The sequence below is a fragment of the Argonema galeatum A003/A1 genome, assembly GCF_023333595.1.
Lineage (GTDB): Bacteria > Cyanobacteriota > Cyanobacteriia > Cyanobacteriales > Aerosakkonemataceae > Argonema > Argonema galeatum.
This window is the reverse complement of record NZ_JAIQZM010000017.1, coordinates 15,133-39,765: the sequence shown is the minus strand read 5'-3', so window position 1 is coordinate 39,765 and position 24,633 is coordinate 15,133. Positions and strand designations below refer to the sequence as shown.

General features: G+C 46.0%; 21 protein-coding genes and 1 tRNA gene. 11 read left to right on the top strand and 11 right to left on the bottom strand.

The window, feature by feature from the left end; translation table 11 throughout:
• Positions 1 to 216 precede the first annotated feature (216 nt).
• The 5 genes from LAY41_RS18135 to LAY41_RS18115 form a co-directional block, all read right to left on the bottom strand.
• Complete coding sequence (locus tag LAY41_RS18135) at positions 217 to 1,683, bottom strand: ATP-binding protein (RefSeq protein ID WP_249100994.1); 1,467 nt, start codon at positions 1,681 to 1,683, stop codon at positions 217 to 219.
• A gap of 473 nt (positions 1,684 to 2,156) precedes the next feature.
• Positions 2,157 to 3,653, bottom strand: coding sequence for a phosphoglucosamine mutase (gene glmM, locus LAY41_RS18130; RefSeq protein ID WP_420840329.1), 1,497 nt, complete (start codon positions 3,651 to 3,653; stop codon positions 2,157 to 2,159).
• Between the two features lie 370 nt (positions 3,654 to 4,023).
• Positions 4,024 to 4,320, bottom strand: a complete 297-nt coding sequence (locus LAY41_RS18125) for a DUF7734 family protein (protein ID WP_249100988.1) — start codon at positions 4,318 to 4,320, stop codon at positions 4,024 to 4,026.
• A 108-nt stretch (positions 4,321 to 4,428) separates the two neighbouring features.
• Positions 4,429 to 5,028 carry a DUF3177 family protein gene (locus LAY41_RS18120; RefSeq protein WP_249100985.1) on the bottom strand — a complete coding sequence of 200 codons (600 nt, stop codon included), beginning with the start codon at positions 5,026 to 5,028 and terminating at the stop codon, positions 4,429 to 4,431.
• A gap of 388 nt (positions 5,029 to 5,416) precedes the next feature.
• Complete coding sequence (locus LAY41_RS18115) at positions 5,417 to 5,638, bottom strand: Calvin cycle protein CP12 (protein WP_249100982.1); 222 nt, start codon at positions 5,636 to 5,638, stop codon at positions 5,417 to 5,419.
• A gap of 704 nt (positions 5,639 to 6,342) precedes the next feature.
• Here LAY41_RS18115 and LAY41_RS18110 point away from each other — a divergent pair.
• A complete protein-coding gene (locus tag LAY41_RS18110) occupies positions 6,343 to 7,587 on the top strand; it encodes an FIST signal transduction protein (RefSeq protein WP_249100979.1) in 1,245 nt (414 codons plus the stop codon).
• A 428-nt stretch (positions 7,588 to 8,015) separates the two neighbouring features.
• Here LAY41_RS18110 and LAY41_RS18105 read toward each other — a convergent pair whose 3' ends face one another.
• Positions 8,016 to 9,116, bottom strand: a complete 1,101-nt coding sequence (locus tag LAY41_RS18105) for a metallophosphoesterase family protein (protein ID WP_249100976.1) — start codon at positions 9,114 to 9,116, stop codon at positions 8,016 to 8,018.
• Positions 9,117 to 9,224: 108 nt separating this feature from the next.
• On the opposite strand from LAY41_RS18105, the gene trmB reads away from it, so the two are divergent.
• The 8 genes from trmB (at position 9,225) to LAY41_RS18065 (ending at position 16,412) form a co-directional block, all read left to right on the top strand.
• Positions 9,225 to 9,857, top strand: coding sequence for a tRNA (guanosine(46)-N7)-methyltransferase TrmB (trmB, locus tag LAY41_RS18100; protein WP_249100973.1), 633 nt, complete (start codon positions 9,225 to 9,227; stop codon positions 9,855 to 9,857).
• A 10-nt stretch (positions 9,858 to 9,867) separates the two neighbouring features.
• Entirely contained in the window at positions 9,868 to 10,797 is a 930-nt protein-coding gene (locus LAY41_RS18095; protein WP_249100970.1) for a hypothetical protein, read from the top strand.
• Positions 10,798 to 11,153: 356 nt separating this feature from the next.
• Complete coding sequence (gene fabD / locus LAY41_RS18090; RefSeq protein WP_249100967.1) at positions 11,154 to 12,038, top strand: ACP S-malonyltransferase; 885 nt, start codon at positions 11,154 to 11,156, stop codon at positions 12,036 to 12,038.
• Positions 12,039 to 12,423: 385 nt separating this feature from the next.
• Positions 12,424 to 13,140 (top strand): PspA/IM30 family protein, encoded by a 717-nt coding sequence (locus LAY41_RS18085; RefSeq protein ID WP_249100964.1) that lies wholly within the window; start codon positions 12,424 to 12,426, stop codon positions 13,138 to 13,140.
• A 7-nt stretch (positions 13,141 to 13,147) separates the two neighbouring features.
• On the top strand, positions 13,148 to 14,050 hold the full coding sequence (locus LAY41_RS18080; protein ID WP_249100961.1) for a phosphate ABC transporter substrate-binding protein: 903 nt from the start codon (positions 13,148 to 13,150) through the stop codon (positions 14,048 to 14,050).
• Between the two features lie 53 nt (positions 14,051 to 14,103).
• Entirely contained in the window at positions 14,104 to 14,742 is a 639-nt protein-coding gene (locus LAY41_RS18075) for a lysophospholipid acyltransferase family protein (protein WP_249100958.1), read from the top strand.
• Between the two features lie 77 nt (positions 14,743 to 14,819).
• Positions 14,820 to 15,149: a DUF2288 domain-containing protein gene (locus LAY41_RS18070; RefSeq protein WP_249100955.1), complete on the top strand. Its 330-nt coding sequence runs from the start codon at positions 14,820 to 14,822 to the stop codon at positions 15,147 to 15,149.
• A 117-nt stretch (positions 15,150 to 15,266) separates the two neighbouring features.
• Entirely contained in the window at positions 15,267 to 16,412 is a 1,146-nt protein-coding gene (locus LAY41_RS18065; RefSeq protein ID WP_338023009.1) for an AI-2E family transporter, read from the top strand.
• 63 nt (positions 16,413 to 16,475) lie between these two features.
• Here the strand turns inward: LAY41_RS18065 and LAY41_RS18060 are convergent, their stop codons facing one another.
• From LAY41_RS18060 to LAY41_RS18050, 3 genes are all read right to left on the bottom strand, one after another.
• Positions 16,476 to 17,147 carry a YdcF family protein gene (locus tag LAY41_RS18060; RefSeq protein WP_338023008.1) on the bottom strand — a complete coding sequence of 224 codons (672 nt, stop codon included), beginning with the start codon at positions 17,145 to 17,147 and terminating at the stop codon, positions 16,476 to 16,478.
• Between the two features lie 90 nt (positions 17,148 to 17,237).
• Positions 17,238 to 17,311, bottom strand: a tRNA-Arg gene (locus LAY41_RS18055).
• Positions 17,312 to 17,340: 29 nt separating this feature from the next.
• Positions 17,341 to 18,429, bottom strand: coding sequence for a tocopherol cyclase family protein (locus tag LAY41_RS18050; protein WP_249100951.1), 1,089 nt, complete (start codon positions 18,427 to 18,429; stop codon positions 17,341 to 17,343).
• 219 nt (positions 18,430 to 18,648) lie between these two features.
• On the opposite strand from LAY41_RS18050, the gene LAY41_RS18045 reads away from it, so the two are divergent.
• Positions 18,649 to 20,142 (top strand): methyl-accepting chemotaxis protein, encoded by a 1,494-nt coding sequence (locus LAY41_RS18045; RefSeq protein ID WP_249100948.1) that lies wholly within the window; start codon positions 18,649 to 18,651, stop codon positions 20,140 to 20,142.
• A 212-nt stretch (positions 20,143 to 20,354) separates the two neighbouring features.
• On the opposite strand, the gene gndA is transcribed toward LAY41_RS18045, so the two are convergent.
• Together gndA and LAY41_RS18035 are read right to left on the bottom strand one after the other, a co-directional pair.
• A complete protein-coding gene (gndA, locus tag LAY41_RS18040; protein ID WP_249100943.1) occupies positions 20,355 to 21,857 on the bottom strand; it encodes an NADP-dependent phosphogluconate dehydrogenase in 1,503 nt (500 codons plus the stop codon).
• Positions 21,858 to 22,142: 285 nt separating this feature from the next.
• The gene (locus LAY41_RS18035) at positions 22,143 to 23,462 is read right to left on the bottom strand and encodes a thioredoxin family protein (RefSeq protein ID WP_249100939.1); all 1,320 of its coding nucleotides are present in this window, start codon (positions 23,460 to 23,462) and stop codon (positions 22,143 to 22,145) included.
• Between the two features lie 171 nt (positions 23,463 to 23,633).
• Between LAY41_RS18035 and LAY41_RS18030 the strand changes: the two genes are divergently transcribed.
• The gene (locus LAY41_RS18030) at positions 23,634 to 24,599 is read left to right on the top strand and encodes a Ycf66 family protein (protein WP_249100937.1); all 966 of its coding nucleotides are present in this window, start codon (positions 23,634 to 23,636) and stop codon (positions 24,597 to 24,599) included.
• Positions 24,600 to 24,633: the final 34 nt, after the last annotated feature.

The following is a 24,633-nucleotide window of genomic DNA, read 5'->3' as shown; positions in this document are numbered from 1 at the left end:
TTATAAAAAATTCAATTTAATTTCGTTGAACTTTATATAATATTTGGGATCGCATCACGAAATTGAATCGAAATTTACAAAATTGCCAATTGATCGATCGATTTTGGATTTTGAACACCCAGAAACCCGGTTTCTCCAAGAAACCGGGTTTCTAAGGACGCAGCAGTTTTACGTTTAATTAGTTCTCTGACCTTTTTGGTTTTCGGTCAAAAGTCATTAACAGATGACTAATGACTTTTGACGGATCGGAATTTCAATCCAGAACTCCGTCCCCTGTCCCGGTTCGGACACGCACCGGAGCGACCCCCCATGTTTTTCCACTACAATCTGATGGCTGATCGACAATCCTAGCCCAGTACCTTTATCTACCGGCTTGGTAGTGAAAAAAGGGTCAAATAGTCGCGCTTTTACTTCCTCTGTTATCCCCGGCCCGTTATCGGCAATCCGCACATTAATATAATCGGGGTGTAACGCTTCAGTGCGAATCAGAATCTGGGGATTTTGGATTTGGGATTTGGAATTTGGGATTGAAAAGTCCCCAGTCCCCATTTCCAGAGCGTCAATTGCGTTGGAGAGAAGATTCATTAATACTTGATTGAGTTGACCGACGTGGCATTGCACTAACGGTAAATCGCCGTACTCTTTGATTATTTTGATTTGAGGACTAGAGCCTTTGCCTTTCAGACGGCTGTGCAAGATCAACAGCGTACTCTCAATGCCCTCGTGAATATCAACTGGCTTCATTTCCTTTTCGTCCATTCGAGAGAAAGTCCGCAGCGACATGACAATCTGACGGATGCGATCGGCACCGATTTTCATAGAAGATAGAACTTTAGGCAGATCTTGGAGCAGAAAATCCAGGTCAATATCTGTAATTTTGTCTTCAATGGAAGGACTGGGGTTGGGATATTCCTTTTTATAAAGGTGCAGCAGCTTGAGTAGGTCTTCTACATAGTTGTTCGCGTAAGTCAAGTTTCCGTAAATAAAGTTGATTGGGTTGTTGATTTCATGAGCAACACCAGCAACCAGTTGACCGAGGCTGGAAATTCTTTCGGTGTGAATGAGCTTAGCCCGTTCCTGTTGTAAGTCTTGCAGTGCTTTTTCCAGTTCTTGAGCTTGCGCTTGGGCGGCGGCAGTGGCGGCACAACTTTGCTTATAGAGTTGGATCTGGTTGATGTCAAGCTCCAGTTGCTCAGCTTCGCTTTCTTTCTGATACTGACTGACGATCGCATCTAAAGCATCTAGCAGTCCGCCGTCAGCAGCGTCCAGGATGTAAAGCAGATGGGGATGATCCTGAGTAAGATCGCTGTCTTCAACTTGCGCTAAGGCTCTGACTTGGGCGATGAATTTCCGAAACTGCCCGTCTAAATTAAGCGGTGGTTCAAAGTACATCGCTTTTACTACCGTAGAAGGGTTTCCTGGTAGTTTCATCTCAGGATCGCCATCGATCAATCCATTATGCGACTTTTCCATTAAATCGATCGCAACTAACAACTGCGATCGCAATTCTGACCGCTCAACCTTATCTTGAGAGCAAACCAGTCTGAGGGAAAACAGCGCCGTCCTTTGAGAGAGCATCCGCTGACGACCGCTCACATTGACAACTGCTGCACTAATTTCTCTAGCGATAGCGATCTGAGTCACGTTTAGTTCAGAAGTGAAAGGCAGCACGGATAATACCATTTTAGATTTTAGATTTTAGATTTTAGGAACTCCAATAAGGCCGAAGAAATCGGGTTTATCCACCAAAAATATAGGCTTTCAGGTAAGGGCAGTTGTTCCAAACCTGGTTTCTGACCGGGGGCAAGATGTGAGTTCAACAAATTATCAAAATTATGAAAATTTCTGATTGGGAGATCACTATAGCTGCTAAGGCAAGGTGCAGTACAGCCACTTTAACAGGACTTACCATGATTGTTGGCGCTTTTCACCCTAGATGTAGGGGCAATTCATGAATTGCCCCTACATCTGTAGTGGGTGCAAAATTAAATTCGTAAGTCCTATGTAAAAAATATGAGCTAAAAAGCTAAAGAGTTTCGTGTCGTTTTATACAAAGTAGTAAGCTGTTATACAAAACCAAAGCCAATACCGCCGCAGACAAGCTTCTCTGTTGGCTGCGGCCCTTTGTTAACTCTTATGTAGGAAGGGGCTAGCCCCTAGCCCCTATTCAGATATTGCTGAACGGCTAGAACTAGATTGTCAGCCCAGTGGTCGGCGAGTTCGGCGCTGACGGCTTCCACCATGACGCGAATGAGGGGTTCGGTTCCAGAAGCGCGAACGAGGATACGTCCGGAGTCTCCCATTGCAGCTTCTGCTTGTGCGATCGCGCTTGTGAGAACATCGCAGTTTTTCCAACCCAGACGACGATCGCGGTCTTCCACCCGAATATTCTTTAATAGCTGGGGGTAAGTCTGGAAACTTCCATCCACCAATTCGGATAAGGAAACATTCATCCGTTTTACCAGTGCGGCCAAATGCAACGACGTTAACAAACCATCGCCAGTTACAGCGTAATGACGGCAGAGGATATGTCCCGATTGCTCGCCACCCAGCATAGCACCGTGGAGGAGCATTTCCGCATGAACGTACTGGTCGCCCACTGGCGTCCGCAGGAATTGACCGCCGAAATTTTGCCAAGCTCGTTCAAAACCGAGGTTAGCCATGACGGTAGTCACGATCGTATTGTTGGGCAATTGTTGCCCCAAGGCCAAACTTTTTCCCCAGAAATAGAGGATGCGATCGCCATCAACGATGCGACCTTGGCTGTCCACAGCCAGTACGCGGTCGGCATCCCCATCAAAAGCAAATCCCATATCCGCTTGATGCTGCTTCACCGCGTGCTGGAGAGGCTCAAGATGAGTCGAACCGCAGTTGACATTAATGCGATCGCCATCAGGACTCTCATGCAGGCAAATCACCTCCGCTCCCATTTCGGCAAAAATCTTCGGCGCAAGTCCCACAGCCGCTCCCCAAGCCAGATCCAGCACAATTCGCATTCCCCGCAGATCGATATCTGGCAAGAGCGGTTTCTGAAGCGACAGGGCATACTCGTTGAGCAACTCACGGCGATGGTAGTGTCTTCCCGAAACCCTCACAACAGAACTCTCAATCTGCTGTCCCCGAAGTCCTGCCTCAATTTGTGCTTGCAATTCTTTGGACAGCTTCGTACCACCTGGCCCGAAAATTTTAATCCCGTTGTCCTCTGGCGGGTTGTGGCTAGCCGAGATCATTACTCCTCCTGCTGCCTGGAAAATACTGGTTAGGTAAGCTACGCAGGGAGTAGGGCATATCCCCAACTGCCAAACCTCTAGTCCAGCCGAAGTAAGACCAGCGGCTAGGGCCATTGCCAACATATCGCTGGAGTTTCTAGTATCTTGGCCTAAAACGATCGGCCCTGGGGCTTCAGAGCTTACTGCCTGCGATCGCAACACTTGACCAGTCCAAAAACCGACTTGTAGAGCTAATTCGGCACTCAGCAAATCTCCCACTCTGCCGCGAATCCCATCAGTTCCAAACAAAGGCGTTGCGGGCAAATTAATTAGGTTGTAAGCAGGATTGAGATTGAGCGATTTTGCCATAAGGATAGATTCGGAAGCGGACGATGGCGAAGAGGAAGCGCTAGACAGTTGAGTCCCGATGGGGGTTGTAACCATATTTTCCAAACACTCCAGACAACACACTTACTTACACTGGAGGATAACACTTTCCGGAATTCCCCCTACCTCATATCATGTCCTTACGCATCGATTGCCTCAAAAAATCCCTCTCTTATCTGCGTTTATCTGCGTTTATCTCTCTTCATCTGCGGTAAAAATTTAACCCCTGATGACAACAGAGAATTTCCCGTATCACGCGGCTCTTCCATATTTACTATGCTATTTGAGCAGAGTGAGAGAGGGGGAGAGGAGAAAAGAAATAAAAATGTTCTTAATTGAACAAAAGCATAGCAACTCCGAAAGAGCCGATTTTTCGTTGATAAACCCTGTTTTTTCAGCCTGATGGAGTCATCTGGAAGATGTGAGTCTACCCAACCTCTGACAACAAGGGTTGGATTGTCTCCCAAGTCAATCCTTGTTGTATGTAACGGGGAGATTCGGGATTATAAGGACTTGCTACGCGATCGATCGCGATAATCTTGGCCTCGTCCGGCAATACAGTCACATCTGGATCGAAAGCGGTCGGACGCATCAAAGAACTGGAATATCCTTTAAAAATAGCCACTTGGTCTTCTTCGCCTGCGATTTGGGCTGTTACTATTAGGACTTCCTGCGGACGCCTTGAAGTGTATTGCTCCAGACGCCGTGCTAGAGAATCTGTCATAAAGGTATTAGTTGTTAGTTACTTTAATTTCAAATTTAAGATTTCAGATTGAAATTTTCTTTTCAAATTTGCAATTTGAAATCTTAAATTGGCAATTTTCTTGGCTGTTTATTGTTCGATTGCCGATCGTCCCTGTTTGCCTAACCTAAAAATCACAAAATAGCTCAAGGAAGCCACATAAATTATCAATCCAACGATCCCCAGAAAGCCCAAAAATGCCTCACCAGTCTTGGCATGAAAAATCTGCTTGTAGCCCCAAGGCGCATCTAACCAAACCCTACAAAACGGGTTTTCCAGCACTGCTTGCTTAGAGGAAACGGAACAGCTGAGGAAAGGAATTTCTAGCACTGCTCCCAGCAGACTGTAAACCGTTATTCCCCAACGCCATGATGTTAGGGCTAGCTTTAGTTCGCGCTGCGGCAAGTCGTTTATCTCTTCGTTGATATCAGCCCAAAACCACAAAGAAATAGGAATGAGGATGCGAGCTATCAAACCCGATACAAAGCCGATCGGTATAGCATCAATCATCAGGTAAACTGTGATTGCTAGCAAACTAGCAACTCGCCAGTAAATAATTAACAAGCGTTGAATCGCTTCGCTTTTTTGGGCAAAAGCCCAAATTAGCAGAATCAAGGGCATAATAACCGTAAACAATACCGCTACTCGGTAGTCCATCCAGACTAGCGGTTTAAACCAGGGGTCTTGCATAACTTTTGTATTGCTGACATCAAGCGAATCCGATCAAAATAGAACTTACGCAACTGACACATTATGGTAGGCTGCGTCAGAGGCACAAACCTTTATTGTATCAATCCATAACGAAAGTCTTACGCAGCCTACAAGCTACAAGCTTATTTAAGTGTGACAAGCAGCTTTAGTCCTGAAAAATGAACAGTAACGACACTCGTAGTAGGTGGGCGTAAATAAACTTAACACCCAGAAACCCGGTTTCTCCTCCGAAACCGGGTTTCTAAGGGTGCGGCAGTTTTACCTTTAATTATGCCCACCTGCTTAGTAGGTAGTGGGTAGTGAGATTATTTTCCCACTACCCACTACACGGAGATTACGGGGTACAAACCTGTAGAACTAACAAATTCTAGTCTTCGTACAGCCGACACTCAGCAGCATCGGGGTTGTCATCGCAATATTTCTCAAGAGAAGTCTTGGGTTTGTTTTGGCGTTGATGAGAAGCTTCTGCTTGCAGCTCTTCGACGGCATCCCAAGCAGCAGCACATTCTTTCGAGTTGCCGCCGCTGATATCGCAGACTTCACGAGCCTGGATAAGTTCTTCTTCGATTTTTGCTTGGATGTTGCTCATAAGACCTCGTGGGAAGTGTGGAAACCGCTTCTATTTATAGCGGGAAGGAAACACGACTCAAGCTATTTTAGTCGCTTCGGATAAATTTTACCTGGGAGGCCGGTTTTTAACGGAGCTTTTCTTTTATTCATACCCTCAGCCGAGTTATGGAGTCGGTATTGAGGTTTTTTTTTAAGATTTAACCGTTGATTGCTCCCCAGGCCGAGTTTACACTCAATTGCTTGTCGTATTTATACCTTAACACTTCTTAAGGTGCGATCGCTAGTTAGAGTAGGTAATATTACTCTCGGCATGGGGAAATGTCGTTTACCCTATGTAAAAGCTGCTCTAGCAGGTTATTCTTTGAGGGTTTTAGGAGCAAAATTGGTATTTTGAGAACCTGCGAGCGCTAATATTGCGGTAGATCGGGGATTTACTTGGATTTTGAGTCAAAAGTAAGTGTAGCATATTTCTACACTTACGATCGAAAAGCAGCTTAGCATAAGAGTTCCAGACAACAAAATCAATACGGCAAAAAAACCAATAGCACAAAAACAGATGCAGTCAGAATCTCTGGCTCAGAGGCGAAAAATACTGTACAACTGTTCTGAAACGCCGCCAAATCAAAGACTATGGCGGAAGTCCTATCGCTGTGGAAGGTAAAAGCTCAAGCCGAAAATCCCTAGACTAAAAACAACATTAAACTAAGGACGATGGTAAAACCCATGACCAACCACATAAAGTGGGCAAACGCTCTGTCAACCCGTCCTTCTTTGGAAGCGGCTGTAGAGGAAGTTGTAGAACGTGCTAGTTTGTCGTTGCAGGCGTCGGCAGATCTGGCTGTGGTGTTTATTTCGTCTGCTTTTTCAAGCGAGTATACCAGACTGATGCCTTTATTGCAGGAGATACTGTCGGTGCCGGTGTTAATTGGTTGCGGTGGTGGCGGCGTCATTGGCGTAAACCGACAAGGAGAGGTGCAGGAAGTAGAGGGAGAACCGGGGTTGAGCCTGAGCTTGATGTCCTTGCCGGGGGTAAACGTGCGAGCCTTTCATATACTTCCAGAAGCATTGCCGGATTTAGATAGTGCCCCAGATGGGTGGGTGGATTTGATTGGTGTGCTGCCACAAGCTCAACCTCAGTTCATTTTGTTGGCAGATCCCTTCTCTTCTAGCATTAATGACTTAGTTCAGGGACTGGATTTTGCTTATCCAGGCTCTATCAAGGTGGGAGGACTGGCTAGCGGTACTTCTGTAGGCGGCAGTAGTGGCTTGTTTTGTAACTATCGGTTGCACCGGGAAGGTACGGTGGGTGTCGCTCTGAGTGGCAATATTGTTTTGGAAACTATTGTGGCTCAAGGATGTCGTCCTATAGGTCAGCCTTATAGGGTGACGGAAGGAGAGCGCAATGTTGTGATGGAATTGGAGGAGCAAACCAGTGAGGATTTTGCTGTTTGCGGAAAATCGCGGAAGCCTTTGGAAGCGCTGCGAGATTTAATCCAAACTCTCAATGAGGAGGATCGGATGCTGGCGCAGAATGCGCTGTTTGTGGGGGTGGCGCGGGATGAGTTTAAGCAGGATTTGGAACAGGGAGATTTCTTGATCCGCAGTCTGCTGGGGGTCGATCCCAGAGCTGGGGCGATCGCTATTGGCGATCGCGTTCGTCCCGGACAGCGGATCCAATTTCACCTGCGCGACGCCCACGCTTCCGCTGAAGACCTGGAAATGCTGCTCAAGCGTCATCAAAAGCAAACGCCCTCCGATCCTGCTGCTGCGGGTGCCTTGATGTTCTCTTGTATGGGACGCGGGGAAGGACTTTACGGCTGTCCTGATTTTGACTCCCGGCTGTTCCGTCGCTACCTGAAAGATATTCCCGTGGGCGGTTTTTTCTGCAATGGGGAAATCGGCCCGGTGGCGGGTAGCACTTTCCTGCACGGATATACTTCTGTATTTGGGATTTGCAGACAACCGTAATTTTGGTAATTTCAGATTTAAGATTTCAAATTGAACAATATTGAAATAATTCAATTTAAAATTTGAGATTTACAATCTGGAATTACCATTATCCATTAGTAATTGATAAATCATATCTTGTCCGGTAGCATCGGTAGTATAGGAGTAATATCCGTAAATTTTATGTTGTCATCGTTGGTTAAATTTTTACCACAGATGAAGACAGATGAACACAGATTAACACAGATAAGAGTGGGAATTTTTTAGGCAACTGATGCCACCGGACATGATATGATATCCAGAAATTTTATGTTGTCATCGTTAGTTAAATTTTTACCGCAGATGAAGACAGATGAACGCAGATAAACGCAGATAAGAAAGAGGAACAAGAGGTAAGTTCTGCTGGCATTCATATCTTGATTATTTTAAAATATACCGCTACAAAGAAGCTAAAGCAGCAGCGTTGTATTGTTGTCGATGAAGGCGGGTGTACCGTTACTGCTAATAGCTCCAAAACTCTCGAAGAAACGACGCGCTTTTGATGGGAAGTGGGAGAAGTCAAACATAGCATCGCCACCAGCAATATCCGCCCAGAAATAGCGCAGACTGGGAACGAGTTCCTCTGCTGTGGCGGGAGGTAAACTTAAAGGTGGTTCGGTGAGCAGTCTGAGCATGAAGGGATGGCTGCGATCGCCCATCCACTGGCGCGATATCTGCGGTAAAGTAGGCCAATCTGGCACCGATTCGATCCGATGCGTCTCAATTTGCAACGATCGTCTCCCCAGTTCGTCGGTACGGTAATTTAAAATCCGATAGGGATGAGGATAACTGACCAGAGAACCCGTGGTAATGTCGTATATGCCTTGCTTGTAAGCGATATCCTGAACGTGCAAGTGTCCGGTAAATACCAACTGCACTTTAGCCGATCGCAGTATCTCCAGCAAACTCGGCGCGTTCTCCAACATATATCGACGCCCTAATGAGTGGCGAGACTGACCGGGCAAATGTTCTACTACATTGTGATGTATCATCACCAGCACAAGTTCGTCTGACGATGCGGCTAGAACCTCCCTCAGCCACTCAATCTGAGTATCATCTAAACGCCCAACTTGTTTGCCTTCCTCGTCGAACTGGTTAGAATTGAGTCCGATCAGACGTACCCCAGCCAAAACTTGACAAGTGTAATAGATTTGTGCTTGATTGTCGTAACCAAACTTGTGGTAGTAGCGAGGGAAATCTGAAATAGCGATCGCCTTTTCAGTTGCGTACAAACTGGGAACATCGTGATTCCCCGGCACAACGTACACTGGAAAAGGCAGTTGCGATAAGCGCTTCTGCAACCAAGCATGATTATCCGGTTCGCCATGCTGCGTTAAGTCTCCTGGCAAAAGTAGAAAATCCAGGTCGAGTTGTTCCAAATGCTTCAGAACAATCTCCAGCGCTGGTATACTGACTTCCACCAGATGAAACCTGCTTGGATTATCCCAGATGGTGTGAGGCACGGCGATGTGCAAGTCACTCACCACAGCAAAGCGGAAATTTAGGCTCATATCATTAAAAATCGCAAAAAAATAGCGATCCCCGTCGAGTATAACTAATGCTTGGGCAATGTGACCTCAACGCGAAGTAGTCAATCGTTTTCAGAAGGAGTATTAATTTTGGCAGCTGTCAGAGTTCGCCAGCACGTCAATCCTCTTAGTAGTAAGTATCAGACACCCACGAGTCCTCCCGATTGGACTCAGATTTACGCCGATCTTACCCTGCCACTGCATTTGGATATTGGCTGTGCTAAGGGACAGTTCCTCTTGAGCATGGCACAGTTGGAACCCGATTGGAATTATTTGGGGTTAGAAATTCGGGAACCGTTGGTTCTGGAGGCAAATAAGCTGCGAGACGAGCATCTTTTGCAGAATCTGCACTACCTGTTTTGCAACGCGAACAATTCGCTGCGTCCTCTGTTAAGTTCTTTTCCATCTGGAATATTGCAGCGAGTCACGATTCAATTTCCCGACCCCTGGTTTAAAAAGCGTCACCAGAAGCGACGAGTGGTGCAAACCGATACGGTGGCTGAGTTGGCAACTTATCTTGCTTCTGGAGGATGGGTATTTATTCAGTCTGATGTTAAGCAAGTAGCGATCGAAATGTGCGATCGCTTCCATTCTCACTCATCTTTTCAAAGAACTTCATCCGAATGGCTGACGACAAACCCTTTGCCAGTCCCCACGGAACGCGAACGTTTCACCGAAGCCAAAGGCGAACCAGTTTATCGCGCTTTGTTTGAAAAGAGCTAAAGGCTTCACCATGACTCGATTTATTCACGACCAATTTGCCAAAGATTACCTAGAAGAATTGTTAACTCCTTATGGAACAGTCCAAGCTCCCCGCCGCGTTGCTGCCGAAGTCAGAGAAATAGATGTTTGGTTTTCTCCAAGTCCCCAAGCACCGAATCCCGAACCTTTAGGATTGTTAGGAAGATTGGCAGCAACCCCGTCTATTTTTGAACCATTTCGCAATCCAGCTAATTCCCAAGAAATCTTTGATTGCCTGTCAAAATTATTAGAAGTTCGTCGGGAATACTACCGGGAAGCCAAGCGCAAGAATACAGAAATTGAAGAATCAGCCTTACCGAGATTGTGGATTCTCACTCCCACGGAATCAGAAGCAACTTTGTCTGGATTTGGGGCTATACTAAATGACAGATGGTTGCCAGGAATTTATTTTATGGCCTCCTATTTCAGGACGGCAATAGTCGTCATCCACCAGTTGCCCCGCACCCCAGAAACGCTGTGGCTGAGGATTCTCGGCAAGGGGAAAGTTCAAGCACTGGCTATTGATGAAATAGAGGCAATGCCAGCTGATAATCAATTCCGAACCAATGCTTTAACATTGCTCAATCGGTTGAAATATGACCTACAAGTTACCTCAAATACAGAGCCAGAAGATCGGGAGTTAATTATGCGATTGTCACCTCTTTTTGACCAAGAACTAGAACGGGTAAGACAGGAAGGACAGCAACAGGGTCTCCAGCAGGGTCTCCAGCAGGGTCTCCAGCAGCAACACCGCGTTATAGAAAATCTATTGCGCGTTCGTTTTGGTGAGTTAGACGAACAACTGACAGCAATAATTGAGCCATTGTTGGCTCTTTCGCCGGAGGAGTTTGCCCCTTTGCTACTGCAATTATCTAACTTATCCCGTGAGGAATTATTAGCTAGGTTTGCAGGGCAAAACTGATGCGATTGTCATCTCTTTTTGACCAGCAACTCGAACTAATAACTCAAGTTGCTAGTTACTTGCACTCTGGGTATGTTGTTGCGCTTTAGCGCTCTTATCCAAGTTGGTATAAGAGCGCTAAAGCGCAACAACATACCCACAGTACAAGTAACTAGCAACTTGAGTTAGCATAATTATTAAAATATCTATACTTTGCATGGTAAAAGATTGACATTTTTTACTCGTAATGGTTCATTCCCATCAACAATGAACAATGAACAAGCAGTTGCCAAAAGAACCATTTTGTATTAAATTGATAATCCCGTTATTTGTTATGGACAAATGACAAAGGACAAAGGACAAAGGACAAAAGACAAATGACTAAAACGGCGTGGGTGTTTCCGGGACAAGGTTCGCAAGCAATTGGTATGGGAGTCGATTTATTAGAAATCCCAAATGCTAAAGCTAAATTTGAACAAGCAGAGCAGATTTTAGGCTGGTCGGTTGTGGAAATTTGCCAAAGCAAGGAAGATAAACTGTCTCACACCCTTTATACCCAGCCTTGTTTGTATGTGGTAGAAAGTATTCTGGCTGACTTGATGCGGGAAAGGGGACAGCAACCTGATTTAGTTGCGGGTCATAGTTTGGGAGAATATGTTGCTCTTTATGCGGCGGGAGTGTTTGACTTTGAAGCCGGTTTGTGCTTGGTAAAAGAGCGATCGCAATTGATGGATAGCGCCGCCGGTGGTATGATGGCCGCATTGATTGGATTCGATCGCAAACAATTAGAAGAAAAAATCCAACAAACAGCCGATGTAGTCGTAGCCAACGATAACAGTTCTACCCAAGTTGTGATTTCCGGCACACCAGAAGCAGTAGAAACGGTGCTATCCCAAGTAAAGACAAAACGTGCTGTTAAATTAAACGTATCCGGCGCTTTCCACTCCCCCTTAATGGCAACAGCAGCCGCTGAATTTGAGAAAGTGCTGGAGTCTGTAACCTTTGCAAATGCTAAAGTGCCAGTACTATCAAATGTTGAACCATTACCAGCAGTAGAAGCAGGCGTCCTTAAACAGCGTCTTTCCCAGCAAATTACTGGTTCTGTCCGTTGGCGAGAAATTATGGCACAATTGCCAGTAGAAGGTATTTCAGAAGTAGTAGAAATTGGCCCAGGTAAAGTTCTGACAGGCTTGATTAAACGCGCTTGTCCTAATTTAACCTTAAAAAATATTAGTAGCCTTGGCGAGTTACCAACTTCTTGACCTTATCTAACCTGCCGGGAAGACCCCCGCTATATTCGGTACTCCGATTTAGCGGCGGGAGGATGTCAAAACTCCGATAATTATTATCAAGGACTGAAATTTAATCGGAATGCGCCTGTGGGACACTTACCATCCCGGATTTGGGTTGCAGGCGCGGGGTGGTTGCGTCACGCGGGTGCGATCGCGTCGAGATTGGACAAATGTAGCGTTTAACGTCCCTAACAGTTAGTTAACATAACCTTAACCTACCGCCGGTTTTATTTCAAAAAATAACTTTAGCTACTAGACTAGAATCAATATTAATAGCTAAGAGATAGTAAAAGTTTACCAAAGAGTGTTAAAGGCTAAAGCTTAAACCACGTTCCCAAGGAGGCAAAGCCGGAATATGAAAAAAGTAATTTACTGGTTAATGGGAGAAAAAGCCGGACGCACCATCGTCGGTACTTGGAACTGGCTGTGGGGAATGCCGGTGGAACAAGGCGGTAAGGTGGCTGTAGCAGTAGCCGAAGAATCCCTACAAGCGATGCAGGAATCGGTGCAAAAGCTGGCTACAGCAGTTGCGGCTCAAGATGGTGCTTATAAAACTGCCAAGCAAAAATACGAGTCAAAAGTTAAAGAATTGCAAACCTTCGAGCAACAAGCGCGGATTGCACAAAAGAGCGGTAATGAAGAAGCAGCGCGGATGGCGATGACGAGGGTAATTCAAACCGAGCAAATTTTGCCGCAAATCGAGGAAATGGTTAGACAAGCTGAGACGGCAGTGAAAGCTTCCAAAGAGAAGCTGAATCGGGAACGGATGAAGCTGGAAAGCTACAAAACCGATATGCAGAATATGAAAGATATGTCAGAAGTGAACGAGGCGCTGGGTACGATCGCAAAAGTCAACAACGAATTTGATATCGGTTCGGCTAAATCTCAGTTTGAAGCGGCTAAAGGTGCCGTCGAGCGCCGAAATTTGAAGCAAAACGCCTTGGCTGAACTATCTGAAAACCCAGCCGAAAAACTTCAAGCTGACATGGAAAGAATGACTATAGACGACGAAATTTCTCGTCGTCTCGAAATGTTAGAAGGTTCCAACAACAAGCAACTTCCAGGAAACTAAAAATCTTATGGCTCAGAAAAGCAGCCCTCCCCCAATTGTTTTTATATTGATATTTTTGCTCCTCGCAGGTGGTGGTTACTGGTTCTTTTTTATGAAGAAACCAGCAGCGCAAGTAAACACGAATCTTCCCGTAGCGCCTCCCGCAGCGCTTCCCGCAGCACCAGCAGCAGGTACAGCACCTACATCAGTGCCAGCTGGCACAACGCTCAAGATTGATGGTGCCACCAGCATGGTGACAATTAACGAAAACCTCAAACGCGGCTTTCAGGCACAATTTCAAGGTAGTACCGTTACTACAAATGCTGGCGGTTCCGATAAGGGAATTCAGGATCTTCTAGCTGGTAGAGTAGATTTGGCAGCAGTATCGCGACCTTTGACAGCACAAGAACAAAGTCAGGGTTTAGTAGCAGTGCCAATAGCTACAGATCAAATTGCAGTAGTCGTAGGAAAAACTAACCCTTTCAGCGGCGGTTTAACCAATACCCAAGTAGCGGACATCTTTCAAGGCCAAATCAACAATTGGTCTGCCGTAGGGGGGCCAGCAGCACCGATCCAGGTAATTAATCGCCCAGCCGTTAGCGGCACAAATAAGTCATTTCAGGAATTGGTGCTAAAAGGTGCTAATTTCGGCATTACTCCCAATATTATTACTCTACCAAGGGATGAAACCACTGGCTTACTCCGCGCTTTAGGAAATAATGGTATTGGTTATGCCACTTACGCTCAAGTAGCAACCCAGCAAACAGTGCGGGTTGTTGCGATCGATGGCGTAACGCCAGGAACCGCCAATTATCCCTATCAAAGAACGCTGTTTTACATCTATAAAAATCCACCTACTCCAGCAGTTCAAGCTTTCACGGGATATGCGACTTCGCCTCAAGGACAGCAGGCTATGTTTGTTGGCAATTAAGCTGCTACGCTAATACTTTGCTTTACTTGTATGCGTTTACGGAATTGTCTGCTGTGGCAAGAAGTCGAGAACCTTTAATTAACTTGTTCTTCTACCGCGCCTTTAAGTGGTCGGTGGTTAGCCCCATGCTCCACGTTTACTTTCGGGGCCGCATTTACGGTGCAGAGCAAGTGCCGCGATCGGGGCCACTGGTGGTAGCGAGCAACCACGCCAGTTACTTTGACCCGCCAATTCTATCTTCTTGCGTGGGTCGTCCCGTCGCCTTTATGGCTAAGGAAGAGTTATTTAAAATTCCCGTTCTCAAGCAAGGTATTCTCTTGTACGGCGCTTATCCAGTCAATCGCGAGTCAGCAGACAGAAGTGCGATTCGATCGGCCCTTAATTATCTAGAACAGGGTTGGGCCACAGGTGTTTTCTTGCAAGGCACGCGCACCCCAGATGGACGCATTACGGAACCGAAACTGGGTGCGGCGATGATTGCGGCTAAGGCGAAAGCTCCCCTGCTGCCAGTGAGTTTATGGGGTACTGAGGAGATCGTGCAAAAAGGTTCTCCGATACCGCGATTGGTGTCGGTAACGGTGCGTATTGGTGAGATAATAGAGCCTCCCACTTCTGGAAAGCGGGATGAATTAGAAGCTGTGACGCAAAAATGTGCTGCGGCGATTAATGCAATGCACGACTTGGGGCGTTGAACTATGTAGCCAGAGGGAGTTTTCTTGTTGGAATGGCAAGCTAGAATAAGCCATAAATTAAGCAAAATTTTTGAGGAATGCAGGATCTAAAAGTGGAATTAGCGGCGGCCCTGGATCAGGCAGAGTGGGAATGGCTGATGCCCCACGCTCAGCGCGATCGCTTAATTGTGGTCAATCCAGGACTAGACTTAGTAGATGTGGGAGTTGCGATCGCTAATGATGATGTCTTATCTATCCAGCATTGGATTGGTGAACAACTCATCTCCAAACCGTCCCCCACTCAAATGGCTTCTTGGCAAGCTAACCACGCTAAGCGATTTAACGCTCTGATAGTACAGCCTTACGTGCTGGTGCAAGAACCCGCAATGAGGTTCGCAAATGAGGGAATTTCATTAATCGGCAGCTGAACTATTCTCGCTTACTTCGGAATTTCCACGTGCAATTGCTTCAAGCGATAGGTGGCACTTCCACCTACTTCATAGCCGCTTAAGATTAAATTTTTTTAGCTTTTGTGAAGATAGATAATGAAGCCAGAGATTGCTGACTTGATTTTAGCGGCAGGAGGCTATAAAAATTTTGGGCAACTACCTGGAGAAAATATGAGCGAACCACATACACAAAATTTTTGGGAGCGACTCACCAATTTAGCGTTGATTCGCTTTTTGCTACTGTTTGCGTCTGCCTGGGCGCTAATATTGCTTTTAGATTACTTTAAAGATGTCATTGTAATCTTCACATTTGCAGGGATAGTAGCTTTTTTGCTCAGCTATCCGGTGCGATGGCTCAATCGTTTTTTGCCACGCGGTGTAGCGGTTAGCTTAGTTTTCTCGATCAGCCTTTTGATTCTGGGAATTTTAACTTTCACGGTGGGATTAGCAATTGTATCTCAAGGACAACAACTTATTGACAAAATACCTGAATTTTCCAAATCTATAACACCTTTACTAGAGCGACTGGCAAGTTACCTTCGTGCCAGACAGCTTCAGGTAGATTTCGATAAAATTGAAAATTTTCTGCGTAGCCCTGAAGAGTTTATTCGCACTCAATTTCCAGCTTTTCTTAGTACTGGGATAGCTACTACGCAAATATTGGTGGATTCTTTAATCAAGATGATTCTCATTGAAGTTGTCGCTTTTTTCATGCTACTAGATGGGGAAAGACTTTGGGGTTTCCTCCTTAAGCTTGTATCTAAACAACTCCGAAGCCGATTTACAAATATAGTTCAGCGCAACTTCTTAGGATTTTTTCGCGGACAAATGCTATTAAGTTTATTTTTTAGCACTGCCACCTGTATGGTATTCTTAATTTTACAAGTACCTTTTCCTTTAGTGTTAGCAGCAATAGCCGGATTTTTTGAGTTAATTCCCGGAATTGGCTCCTCATTAGGAATAAGTCTAATTTGTTTTATTGTATTGCCTCAAAATGGTTGGCTAGCCCTCAAAGTATTCATAACTTGTATTGTGATTCAGCAGATAAAAGATAATTTAGTTGCACCTCGGATTATGCAAAATTCGCTTAACATTAATCCTGTGGTAGTGTTTTTTGCACTATTAGTCGGCTATAGATTAGCCGGTTTATTAGGAATCTTTCTGGCTATTCCTATTGCTGGAGTAGTTGTTAGTTTGTTTGAAATTGAAGATATGAAATCGATAAGTTCAGATGTGACGTAAACAGTCAGAATACAGGAGGGGAAGCGAACCCTCCATTCTGACTCCTGAATTCTTACGACAGGATTAGTGGCCCGAAAAAAGCCGACTAAAACTCGATCCTGTATTTCCAGTAGTGACCCAAAGAATTGCTCTAGCTCCATCGCGGAAAGCTTTTTCGATCGGTTCGGACGCTTTCCCAGAAGGAACTGACACAGGCTTGAAAACGATGCCCCGGCTTCCCAAAACAATCTCCCCAACAATCTGAGCGCGGCGCATATGGTAGTCGGAAGTAATTAAATAAACGCTATGGATGCCACGAGCTTTTAACTCATCAACCAAAGTGGTGAAGTTCGTCACCGTATCTACAGCCTGTTCGTCCAAGTACAGGCGGTCTGAGTCAACACCCGCTTTGGCGAAAACTTTTTTGACGTAAATATTGTAACCACCAGGACCACCGGAAGAAATCCAAATATGTAAATTTGGATACTTACTCGCAAATTTTGCTGTGAACCTTTCTCGCTCCAATGCCGGTGTTGAACCGCCTAACATCAAAACTGCCTGGGGTTGCTCAAGACTTCTAATTTGTTTGTAGCCAACCCAAAGTACAACAGGAAACACCAGCGCTGATAGAAAAAATCTGCGCTTAAAGTGCGATTTAGCGCACGAAGTTTTTTTCAGTTTGTATCGTTGTTGACTGCGAGAAATTTTTAAAACCATGCAGACAGCTAAATAGCGTTGACGATAAATAGTAAGCATAGGATTGTCTTCCTAGCCGTAGGTATCGCTCCCAGATTACCACTTTAGGAATCTTTTGAAAGATTCTTTTCAACTGCTATTGGATTAGTACGGGACTGATGGGACTTGAACCCATGACCTAGCGCTTAGGAGGCGCTCGCTCTATCCATCTGAGCCACAGCCCCTGGTACAAAGCCATGATAGCAGATAAATCTCAATTAGACAGCCAAGATTCATTCCAAGGGCCGCCGCCTGTTTCCAATCCACACAGAGAACTATGTGCTTTCAGGATAATTTTAGATTTGCTGCCGAGCCGTTCTCGTAGTTCGAGAGTCAACTGACCCAGCATTGTATCGCGGCACACGAATTGTAAGCCGTTTTCGGTGGGCGCCCGCAGAGGAGTTCCGGGTAGGTCTGTTGTACCAGTCAATTCGATCTCATACTGCTCATTTTCGGCTTGCATTTGCCATCTACCCCACGGCTGAATATTCCAGCTTACCTTTGAGTTCCAAGGCACGAATTCATAGAATTTGCCTTGATGGTGGAGTCCAATCATGGCTACAGATTCCATCCACCAAAGCACGCCACGCCTGCCGCCGCCTGCTGTTAAGGCGAGGTCGGGTTGGCTATCAAAGCAGTTGCAGTTAACCCAGAACCACTTTTGGGGAAAGGCTCCGCCCCAGTTTTTTTCGCTGTATGCTGGTGCGTCGGTAAATTCGTAGCGTTTGCCGTTCCACTCAATCCAGCCGGTGGCTAGTCCGTGAGCCATTAATATCTGCCATCCGGGTTCAAATATGGGTAAGAAGGAGAAGAAGCCTGCGGTTGATTGTTGGGGGGCGTTTTGGTTTCCCCAGCCGTAGATTGGTTTAATTTCATATTGCCAACTACAATAATTACTGGAACCGCGATCGCAAATTTTTCCTTGATGCCATGTAGCTGTTGCTTGATAGCCTTCTTGAATATGGCTAGAGAACTCTGCTGGCTCTAGAAACCCGGTTTCTTTGAGAAACCGGGTTTCTGAGTTGGTTTTTCCCCAATGACCCAATCCCAAGGCATCCCGCCACGCCCAAAATTTCTTTACATCTGGGAAAGTGCGACAAATATACTCGTCATCGGGGCCAAGAATTTGTGCTGCACCGCCGCTGTGGGGTTTGCCGCCTAGAGGATCTTCGATCGAATACATAAAGGCGAAGGTTTGGCGGTCTTCCGGTAGGGTGACGCGGTAGTACCAACCTTCAAAGAAACGGCGATCGCTATTGTCCCAATGGTAGCCACTGTGGGGCGTTTGCAGAGGATTTATCATAAACTAAATCTGCTAACTCTTTACTTAGTATTAACGATCGCTCAATCTACATTTGTGAGGCATAGTTTAAATCAATAGTTTAAGTGCGATCGGGTAAAACCGGATCTGGCTAACACCAGATCGAGTGTAAAGATTGTATAATATATTTACCATCATACCAAATTCAGCCTTATTATAATAGGCTTTGTATAATTTTACACAGTTAGGGATAAAGTTCAAATGTTCGCTAATAATAAATTAAAAAGCCGCATACTGATTGGATATTCAATTCCGATCGTATTTTTCCTTGTATTCAGCACCCTAGTTTATTTAAATAATGCTCGAACTCAAGAAATTTTTAAAGAAGTATCTGCTTCGCAAAACCTCCTTTTAGAAACCGATGACATGATTCTGAGAATTGCTCTGATGGGGCGGCAGATGAGGGGCTATCTACTGGTTGGGAATAGTGAAAATTCTTTGGACAATTTTAACAAGGAAGAAAAAAATTATCTAGCAGCTGCTGAACGCGCAAATGATTTAATTGAAAATACCACTGCCCAACAGAAAGAAAGATATAACAAAATGGTTGATCTAGCCAATCAATTTAGAGATGTAGCAAGGGAAACCGTCCGCTTGAGGGATGCGAATAAGCAAGACGAGGCGGTAAATCTATTGCTTCGACAATCTAAATCAATTGTTCGAGGACTTGACAGTTTAAATCAAGAATTTCGACAAGAAGAAGTAGCCAAATTAAAAGAAAATCTTGAAAATACAACAAATAATCTCGCTCTCGTAAACAAAGCCTCTTTAGTCATTCCAATCATCTCTATGGCGATCGCTATAACGGTCGGGTATCTGATCGGCACAATCATCGAAAAATTAACTTCCTTAATCTCTGAAGTGCAAAAATCTGGCATTCAAGTTACCACCTCGACCACCCAAATTGCGGCATCTGGCAAACAATTGGAAGCAACCATAAATGAACAGGTAGCCTCCACCAATGAAGTAGCAGTCACAGCGAAAGAGATTGCTGCCACCTCCAGCCAACTGGTGAAGACAATGGATGAAGTCCAGTACACCTCCCAAGCCACAGCGCAAGCCGCCGGGGAGAGTCAGAAAGACTTGATCCACATGGAAAAAACCATGCGAATTCTGGCCAATTCCACAGGGAATATCTCATCAAAACTGGCACAAATTAGCGAAAAATCCAACAACATCAACAGCATCATCACCACCATCACCAAAGTTGCCGATCAAACCAATCTACTCTCCCTTAACGCTGCGATTGAAGCAGAAAAAGCTGGAGAGTACGGTACTGGGTTTGCGGTTGTTGCCAGAGAAATTCGCCGCCTAGCCGACCAAACCGCCGTCGCTACTTTAGACATCGAGAATATGGTCAAAGAAATGCAAAGCTCAGTTTCTGCTGGGGTGATGGAAATGGATGGGTTCACCAAAGAAGTAGAACGAGGGGTGGAAGATGTGGGAAATATCAGCACCAAATTAGAGTCGATTATCGAGCAAGTACAAACCCTTACCCCTCGATTTCACAAGGTGAGTGGCAGCATGGAGGCTCAGTCCGAAGGGGCACAACAAATCAGTGAAGCGATGGTGCAATTGAGTGAAACTTCTTCCCAAACAGTTCAGTCTTTGCGCGAGGTTAACGGTGCCATTAGGCAATTGAACGAGGTAGCACAAAGCTTGCGTCAGGAAGTCTCTGGCTTTAAAGTATCCTAGAGGTGATGGTTGATAGGAAATTACCGCCCGATTTTAGATTTTGGATTGCGTAAATAAACGTAACACCCACAAACCCCAGAAACCTTAGAAACCCGGTTTCTCCAAGAAACCGGGTTTCTAGCTACTTATATTTGCCATTCAATTGGCAAAAGAAATGCGATCGCATCCCTCTACAGCACAAAACTAGGGTGGGCATTGCCCACCCTATAACTTTATTCAGCACCACCTGTAGTGCGAACAGCGATCGCTGGATCTTGGGCTTGAAGAGGACGAGGTGTAGAAGTTTGTACGGAATCCTCAGCAGCCTTAGTCCATTCGGTGTGGAAGGAACCTGATTTGTCAAGGCGCTCATAGGTATGGGCCCCGAAGTAGTCGCGTTGTGCTTGGGTGAGGTTTTGGGGTAAGCGTGCGCGTCGGTAACTATCAAAATAATCCAATGACGCACTAAACGCCGGAACTGGAATACCCAGTTTTGCCGCTTGCGCCAACACTTCCCGCCATGCTGATTGCCGATCCAAAATTGTCTGCTTAAACTCAGGCGCTAACAGCATATTCGGCAAGTTTGGATTCTCCTTAAAGGCATCTTTAATCTTATTCAAGAACCCAGCCCGAATAATACAACCACCCTTCCAAATACGGGAAATTTCACTCAGGTTAAGGTTATAGGAATAAGCCTTCGACGCCGAACTCAATAAAGCCATTCCCTGCGCGTAAGAGCAGATTTTTGAACAGTAGAGAGCATCGCGAATTTGGTTAACAAAGGTTTTGGGATCTCCCTCATACTTTCCAGAAGGGCCTGTTAAAATTTCGGAAGCTGCGACCCGTTCCTTCTTATAAGAAGAAATAATCCGGGCATTTACCGCCGCCGTCATCGTCGGAATAGAGACACCCAATTCCAAAGCACTTTGTACCGTCCAGCGACCTGTTCCCTTCTGCCCCGCCGCATCCATAATCATCTCAACGAGGGGTTGATTTGTTTCTGGATCTATGTAGTTAAAGATATCCGCTGTAATCTCAATCAAAAACGAATTGAGTTCGTCGGTAGTATTCCATTCGGCAAAAACTTCGTGCAGTTGCTTGTCATCGAGTCCCGCCGCATTCTTGAGCAAGTCGTATGCTTCTGCAATCAGCTGCATATCGCCATACTCAATGCCGTTATGCACCATCTTGACATAGTGGCCCGCACCACCGGGGCCGATGTAGGTCACGCAGGGGCCATCATCCACCTGAGCCGCAATTTTGGTGAAAATTGGCTCTAAATACTCGTAAGAGCTTACGGTGCCTCCCGGCATCAAGCTGGGGCCATTCAGCGCCCCTTCTTCACCACCGCTGACGCCCATACCGATAAACCTAAACCCAGCTGGCTCTAATTCGCGGGTGCGGCGGGCAGTATCTTCAAACAGAGAGTTACCGCCGTCGATAATAATATCGCCTTCTTCCAACAGGGGTCTAAGCTGACCAATTACCGCATCCACTGGTTTACCCGCTTGCACCATAATTAGGATTTTGCGGGGGCGTTCCAAGGATTTTACAAAGTCCTCTATGCTATAGGCGGCTACGACATTTTTCCCTTGGGCGCGTGTTGCCATGAAGGCGTCTGTTTTTTCTTTTGTGCGATTGTATACAGCAATTGGAAAACCATTGCGCTCTACATTCAGCGCCAAGTTTTCACCCATGACGGCTAAACCAATCACACCAAAGTTTTGTAGTGCCATAAAACTTGTTGCTTACTTGTTGTAGGGTTAGTTACCCTTCAGGGTAGCCCATTTTAGATTTGAGATTTGAGATTTGAGATTTGAGATTTGAGATTTTAGGTTTTATTTCTATTTGAAATCTGAAATCTTTTCCTTTTTCCTATCTTCCTCTACACGACACGGATAGGCGCGGATGCAGGGATAGAGGAATCTGTGTTCAAAATCACAGTTAGCCTCTCTAGCCCTCTGCCCCACGATCATTTTGACTTTTGACTTTTGACTTTTGACTTTTTTAGCCCCTAGCCCCTAGTTTCTGCCAATTCCATCGTTTTCGATCGCAGTGTAAGCGTCGCTGGGGAAAAGTCCTAACCAGGGATCGGAACTGGGTGTGAGGAATAATTCTGCATACACCCGTTCGTTTAAGGTTTGAACGTTTTTGGTGCTGACGCCTTCGGCAAACCATTGGTATAGTTTGGTGTGGAGCAAGTATTCGTTGCGAACTGTGTCGGCGGCGATCGAACGCTCGAAGTTACGAACGGTACGTTGGAGTGATTCGTCAACTTGATAGGCGATCGGGTTTTTCCGGCGCATTAGTGTTTGGCTGTTAATATCGAGGCGGGCTTCTTCGACGTGGAGTTGGGCAAGTTTCGCCCAAATAGAGTCATCGGTAGCGTTTTCCAGGACTGTACGCACTGGGGAGATTGCACGCACGACGGGCAGTTCTACTCTAGACTTACCGATCGCTACTTGACCGGCTTGCTCTGCTGTGGGTACATTATTTGAAGACTGAGGATTATCAATCCTGCCGAGCGGTAATGAGATGCCCAGCTTTGATAGATCGGCAGCCCAGTTTCCCTCTATTTCGGCAAGGCGCGATCGATAATACTGACGCAAAAACTCATCGCGCTGGGAATCTGTCAGTCTAGAGGATTCCTTGACTGCTTTCTCGGCTTGCTCTAATTGTCGCTGGAAAGCTTTTGGGCCATACAGTCCCGGCAGGGCGTCTATAGCTCTTCCTTCGGCATCTAGAATGTAATGAATGCTATTGCCGGTAAGGGTGCGTTGCATTTGTCGTCCGTCGCCAAAGTCGATCGTCACTTTGGGAACGGGACGTACCGATTGCCAGTGTAAGATAAAGCGATCGCGCAATAGCTTGGAAACTTCGGCGTTAGGATACAAGGCGATGCGGAAAAACCGACTGTTGGCGCAACTGTATTCTTCATCGAGTCTGCCCAACAAGCGCAACGAGAGGATCGGTTTGCCTTCTGCTTTTGCTTGTGCCTTTGCTTGTTCCAAATCTGTATACCAATACAAGCGAGATTCATAGCAGTCTCGCTGTTGGCAGATGGTATCCAGCATCGCATTTAGTCTTGATTGCGGAGATGATATGGCTGGATTTGTGCGATCGCGTTTCAATTCATCTCCATAAACCTCTAAAAATGTCTGCAACCCGTTTGGCCCTTTGGCACGTAAAGCGGCGATCGCATCTGCCGATTTTGATGCGTCAGGGGACACTGCACTAAGGGCGATCGCTTCTATGGCCGTTTGAGCGTATACTGGGCCTGACAAGCCAAAAGAAGCGATCGCCACAAGTATGGCCGCCGAACTGAAAATCTTGAATCTCATCACCAAGCTCCTGTTTTTAGCGCAGTTTCCCCAAAGCAGAAAAAGTTTACAAATTCACTCTGAGAAGATGCTAACCTCTTAATTATTGCTAAAACTGATTCAATCGTAGAGATTTTCTCAAAGATACAAGACAATTTGATACAATTTTCCTTTGATGAGTAGAGCAGCGATATGCTTGCATACATCTTGGCACTGGCTGTCGGACTTGGTAGCCTTAGCGTTTACCTTGCCGCTTTCTTCTTACCAGAAGTCCACCGCAAAAGTGATTTTTATTGGAGTGGGATCGGATTATTTTACGGCCTGATGTTATGGGTCTGTGCTGGACGCATTACCGGCGGTGTCCTGGTGGGGCAAATAGCTGGGGTCGCCTTGTTGGGTTGGTTTGGTTGGCAAACCCTGACGTTGCGACGGGAACTCACCCCTGTGGCACAGCAGACAGATTTACCGAGTAAGGAAGAGGCGGCACAAACGATTAGACTCCAAGCAGAGTCTCTCAAAGACAACGTACAGTCAAACCTGTCAAAAGTATCGCTTCCTGCGGGTATTTCCGATCTGCCACAAAAGCTGGCCGATTTGTTCGCCACTGCTAAAACCCAAGTGATGGCAAGGTTGGATGCGGCAAAGAAGCCTAAAGCTAAGCCGACTCCAGCGACACCAAAGTCTGCTACTCCTCCTGTAGCGGCAACTCGACAAGCTCAAGCGCCACCAATTCCCACAATCGAAGCACTTGATGCTGACTCGGAAGCTTCTGCGATCGCGTCAGCAACTCCCACAATCGAAGCACTTGATGCAGACTCGGAAGCTTCTGCGATCGCGTCAGCAACTCCCACAATCGAAGCGCTTGATGCCGATTCGGAAGCTTCTGCGATCGCAGAAGCAACTTCGACAACTGAAATGCTTAAAACATACCCGGAAGTGGAGGCATCTAAATCATCATTTACTGCCTCAAAAAACATCCCTCCACAGGTAGAAGTAATATTTAAGGTGACGGGAGCGCCAGTATCATCGTCTGCTAAAGAAGATGAAATGCCCTCACTGAAGCGAGCAAATCCACCCGATACCGAACTGGTGGAAGAAGTTGTAGAAGATGCGGAAACGAAGAATCTGCCGAGTTCACCTACCAATATGGCAGGCTAGAAACTGGGGAGTGGGGAAGTGGGGGAGTGGGGGA

Excerpts from the sequence above, each read along its gene's own strand:
- LAY41_RS18135 (WP_249100994.1), bottom strand. The coding sequence starts at position 1,683 with ATGGTATTATCCGTGCTGCCTTTCACTTCTGAACTAAACGTGACTCAG.
- glmM (WP_420840329.1), bottom strand. The coding sequence starts at position 3,653 with ATGGTTACAACCCCCATCGGGACTCAACTGTCTAGCGCTTCCTCTTCG.
- LAY41_RS18125 (WP_249100988.1), bottom strand. The coding sequence starts at position 4,320 with ATGACAGATTCTCTAGCACGGCGTCTGGAGCAATACACTTCAAGGCGT.
- LAY41_RS18120 (WP_249100985.1), bottom strand. The coding sequence starts at position 5,028 with ATGCAAGACCCCTGGTTTAAACCGCTAGTCTGGATGGACTACCGAGTA.
- LAY41_RS18115 (WP_249100982.1), bottom strand. The coding sequence starts at position 5,638 with ATGAGCAACATCCAAGCAAAAATCGAAGAAGAACTTATCCAGGCTCGT.
- LAY41_RS18110 (WP_249100979.1), top strand. The coding sequence starts at position 6,343 with ATGACCAACCACATAAAGTGGGCAAACGCTCTGTCAACCCGTCCTTCT.
- LAY41_RS18105 (WP_249100976.1), bottom strand. The coding sequence starts at position 9,116 with ATGAGCCTAAATTTCCGCTTTGCTGTGGTGAGTGACTTGCACATCGCC.
- LAY41_RS18095 (WP_249100970.1), top strand. The coding sequence starts at position 9,868 with ATGACTCGATTTATTCACGACCAATTTGCCAAAGATTACCTAGAAGAA.
- fabD (WP_249100967.1), top strand. The coding sequence starts at position 11,154 with ATGACTAAAACGGCGTGGGTGTTTCCGGGACAAGGTTCGCAAGCAATT.
- LAY41_RS18085 (WP_249100964.1), top strand. The coding sequence starts at position 12,424 with ATGAAAAAAGTAATTTACTGGTTAATGGGAGAAAAAGCCGGACGCACC.
- LAY41_RS18080 (WP_249100961.1), top strand. The coding sequence starts at position 13,148 with ATGGCTCAGAAAAGCAGCCCTCCCCCAATTGTTTTTATATTGATATTT.
- LAY41_RS18070 (WP_249100955.1), top strand. The coding sequence starts at position 14,820 with ATGCAGGATCTAAAAGTGGAATTAGCGGCGGCCCTGGATCAGGCAGAG.
- LAY41_RS18065 (WP_338023009.1), top strand. The coding sequence starts at position 15,267 with ATGAAGCCAGAGATTGCTGACTTGATTTTAGCGGCAGGAGGCTATAAA.
- LAY41_RS18060 (WP_338023008.1), bottom strand. The coding sequence starts at position 17,147 with ATGCTTACTATTTATCGTCAACGCTATTTAGCTGTCTGCATGGTTTTA.
- LAY41_RS18050 (WP_249100951.1), bottom strand. The coding sequence starts at position 18,429 with ATGATAAATCCTCTGCAAACGCCCCACAGTGGCTACCATTGGGACAAT.
- LAY41_RS18045 (WP_249100948.1), top strand. The coding sequence starts at position 18,649 with ATGTTCGCTAATAATAAATTAAAAAGCCGCATACTGATTGGATATTCA.
- gndA (WP_249100943.1), bottom strand. The coding sequence starts at position 21,857 with ATGGCACTACAAAACTTTGGTGTGATTGGTTTAGCCGTCATGGGTGAA.
- LAY41_RS18035 (WP_249100939.1), bottom strand. The coding sequence starts at position 23,462 with ATGAGATTCAAGATTTTCAGTTCGGCGGCCATACTTGTGGCGATCGCT.
- LAY41_RS18030 (WP_249100937.1), top strand. The coding sequence starts at position 23,634 with ATGCTTGCATACATCTTGGCACTGGCTGTCGGACTTGGTAGCCTTAGC.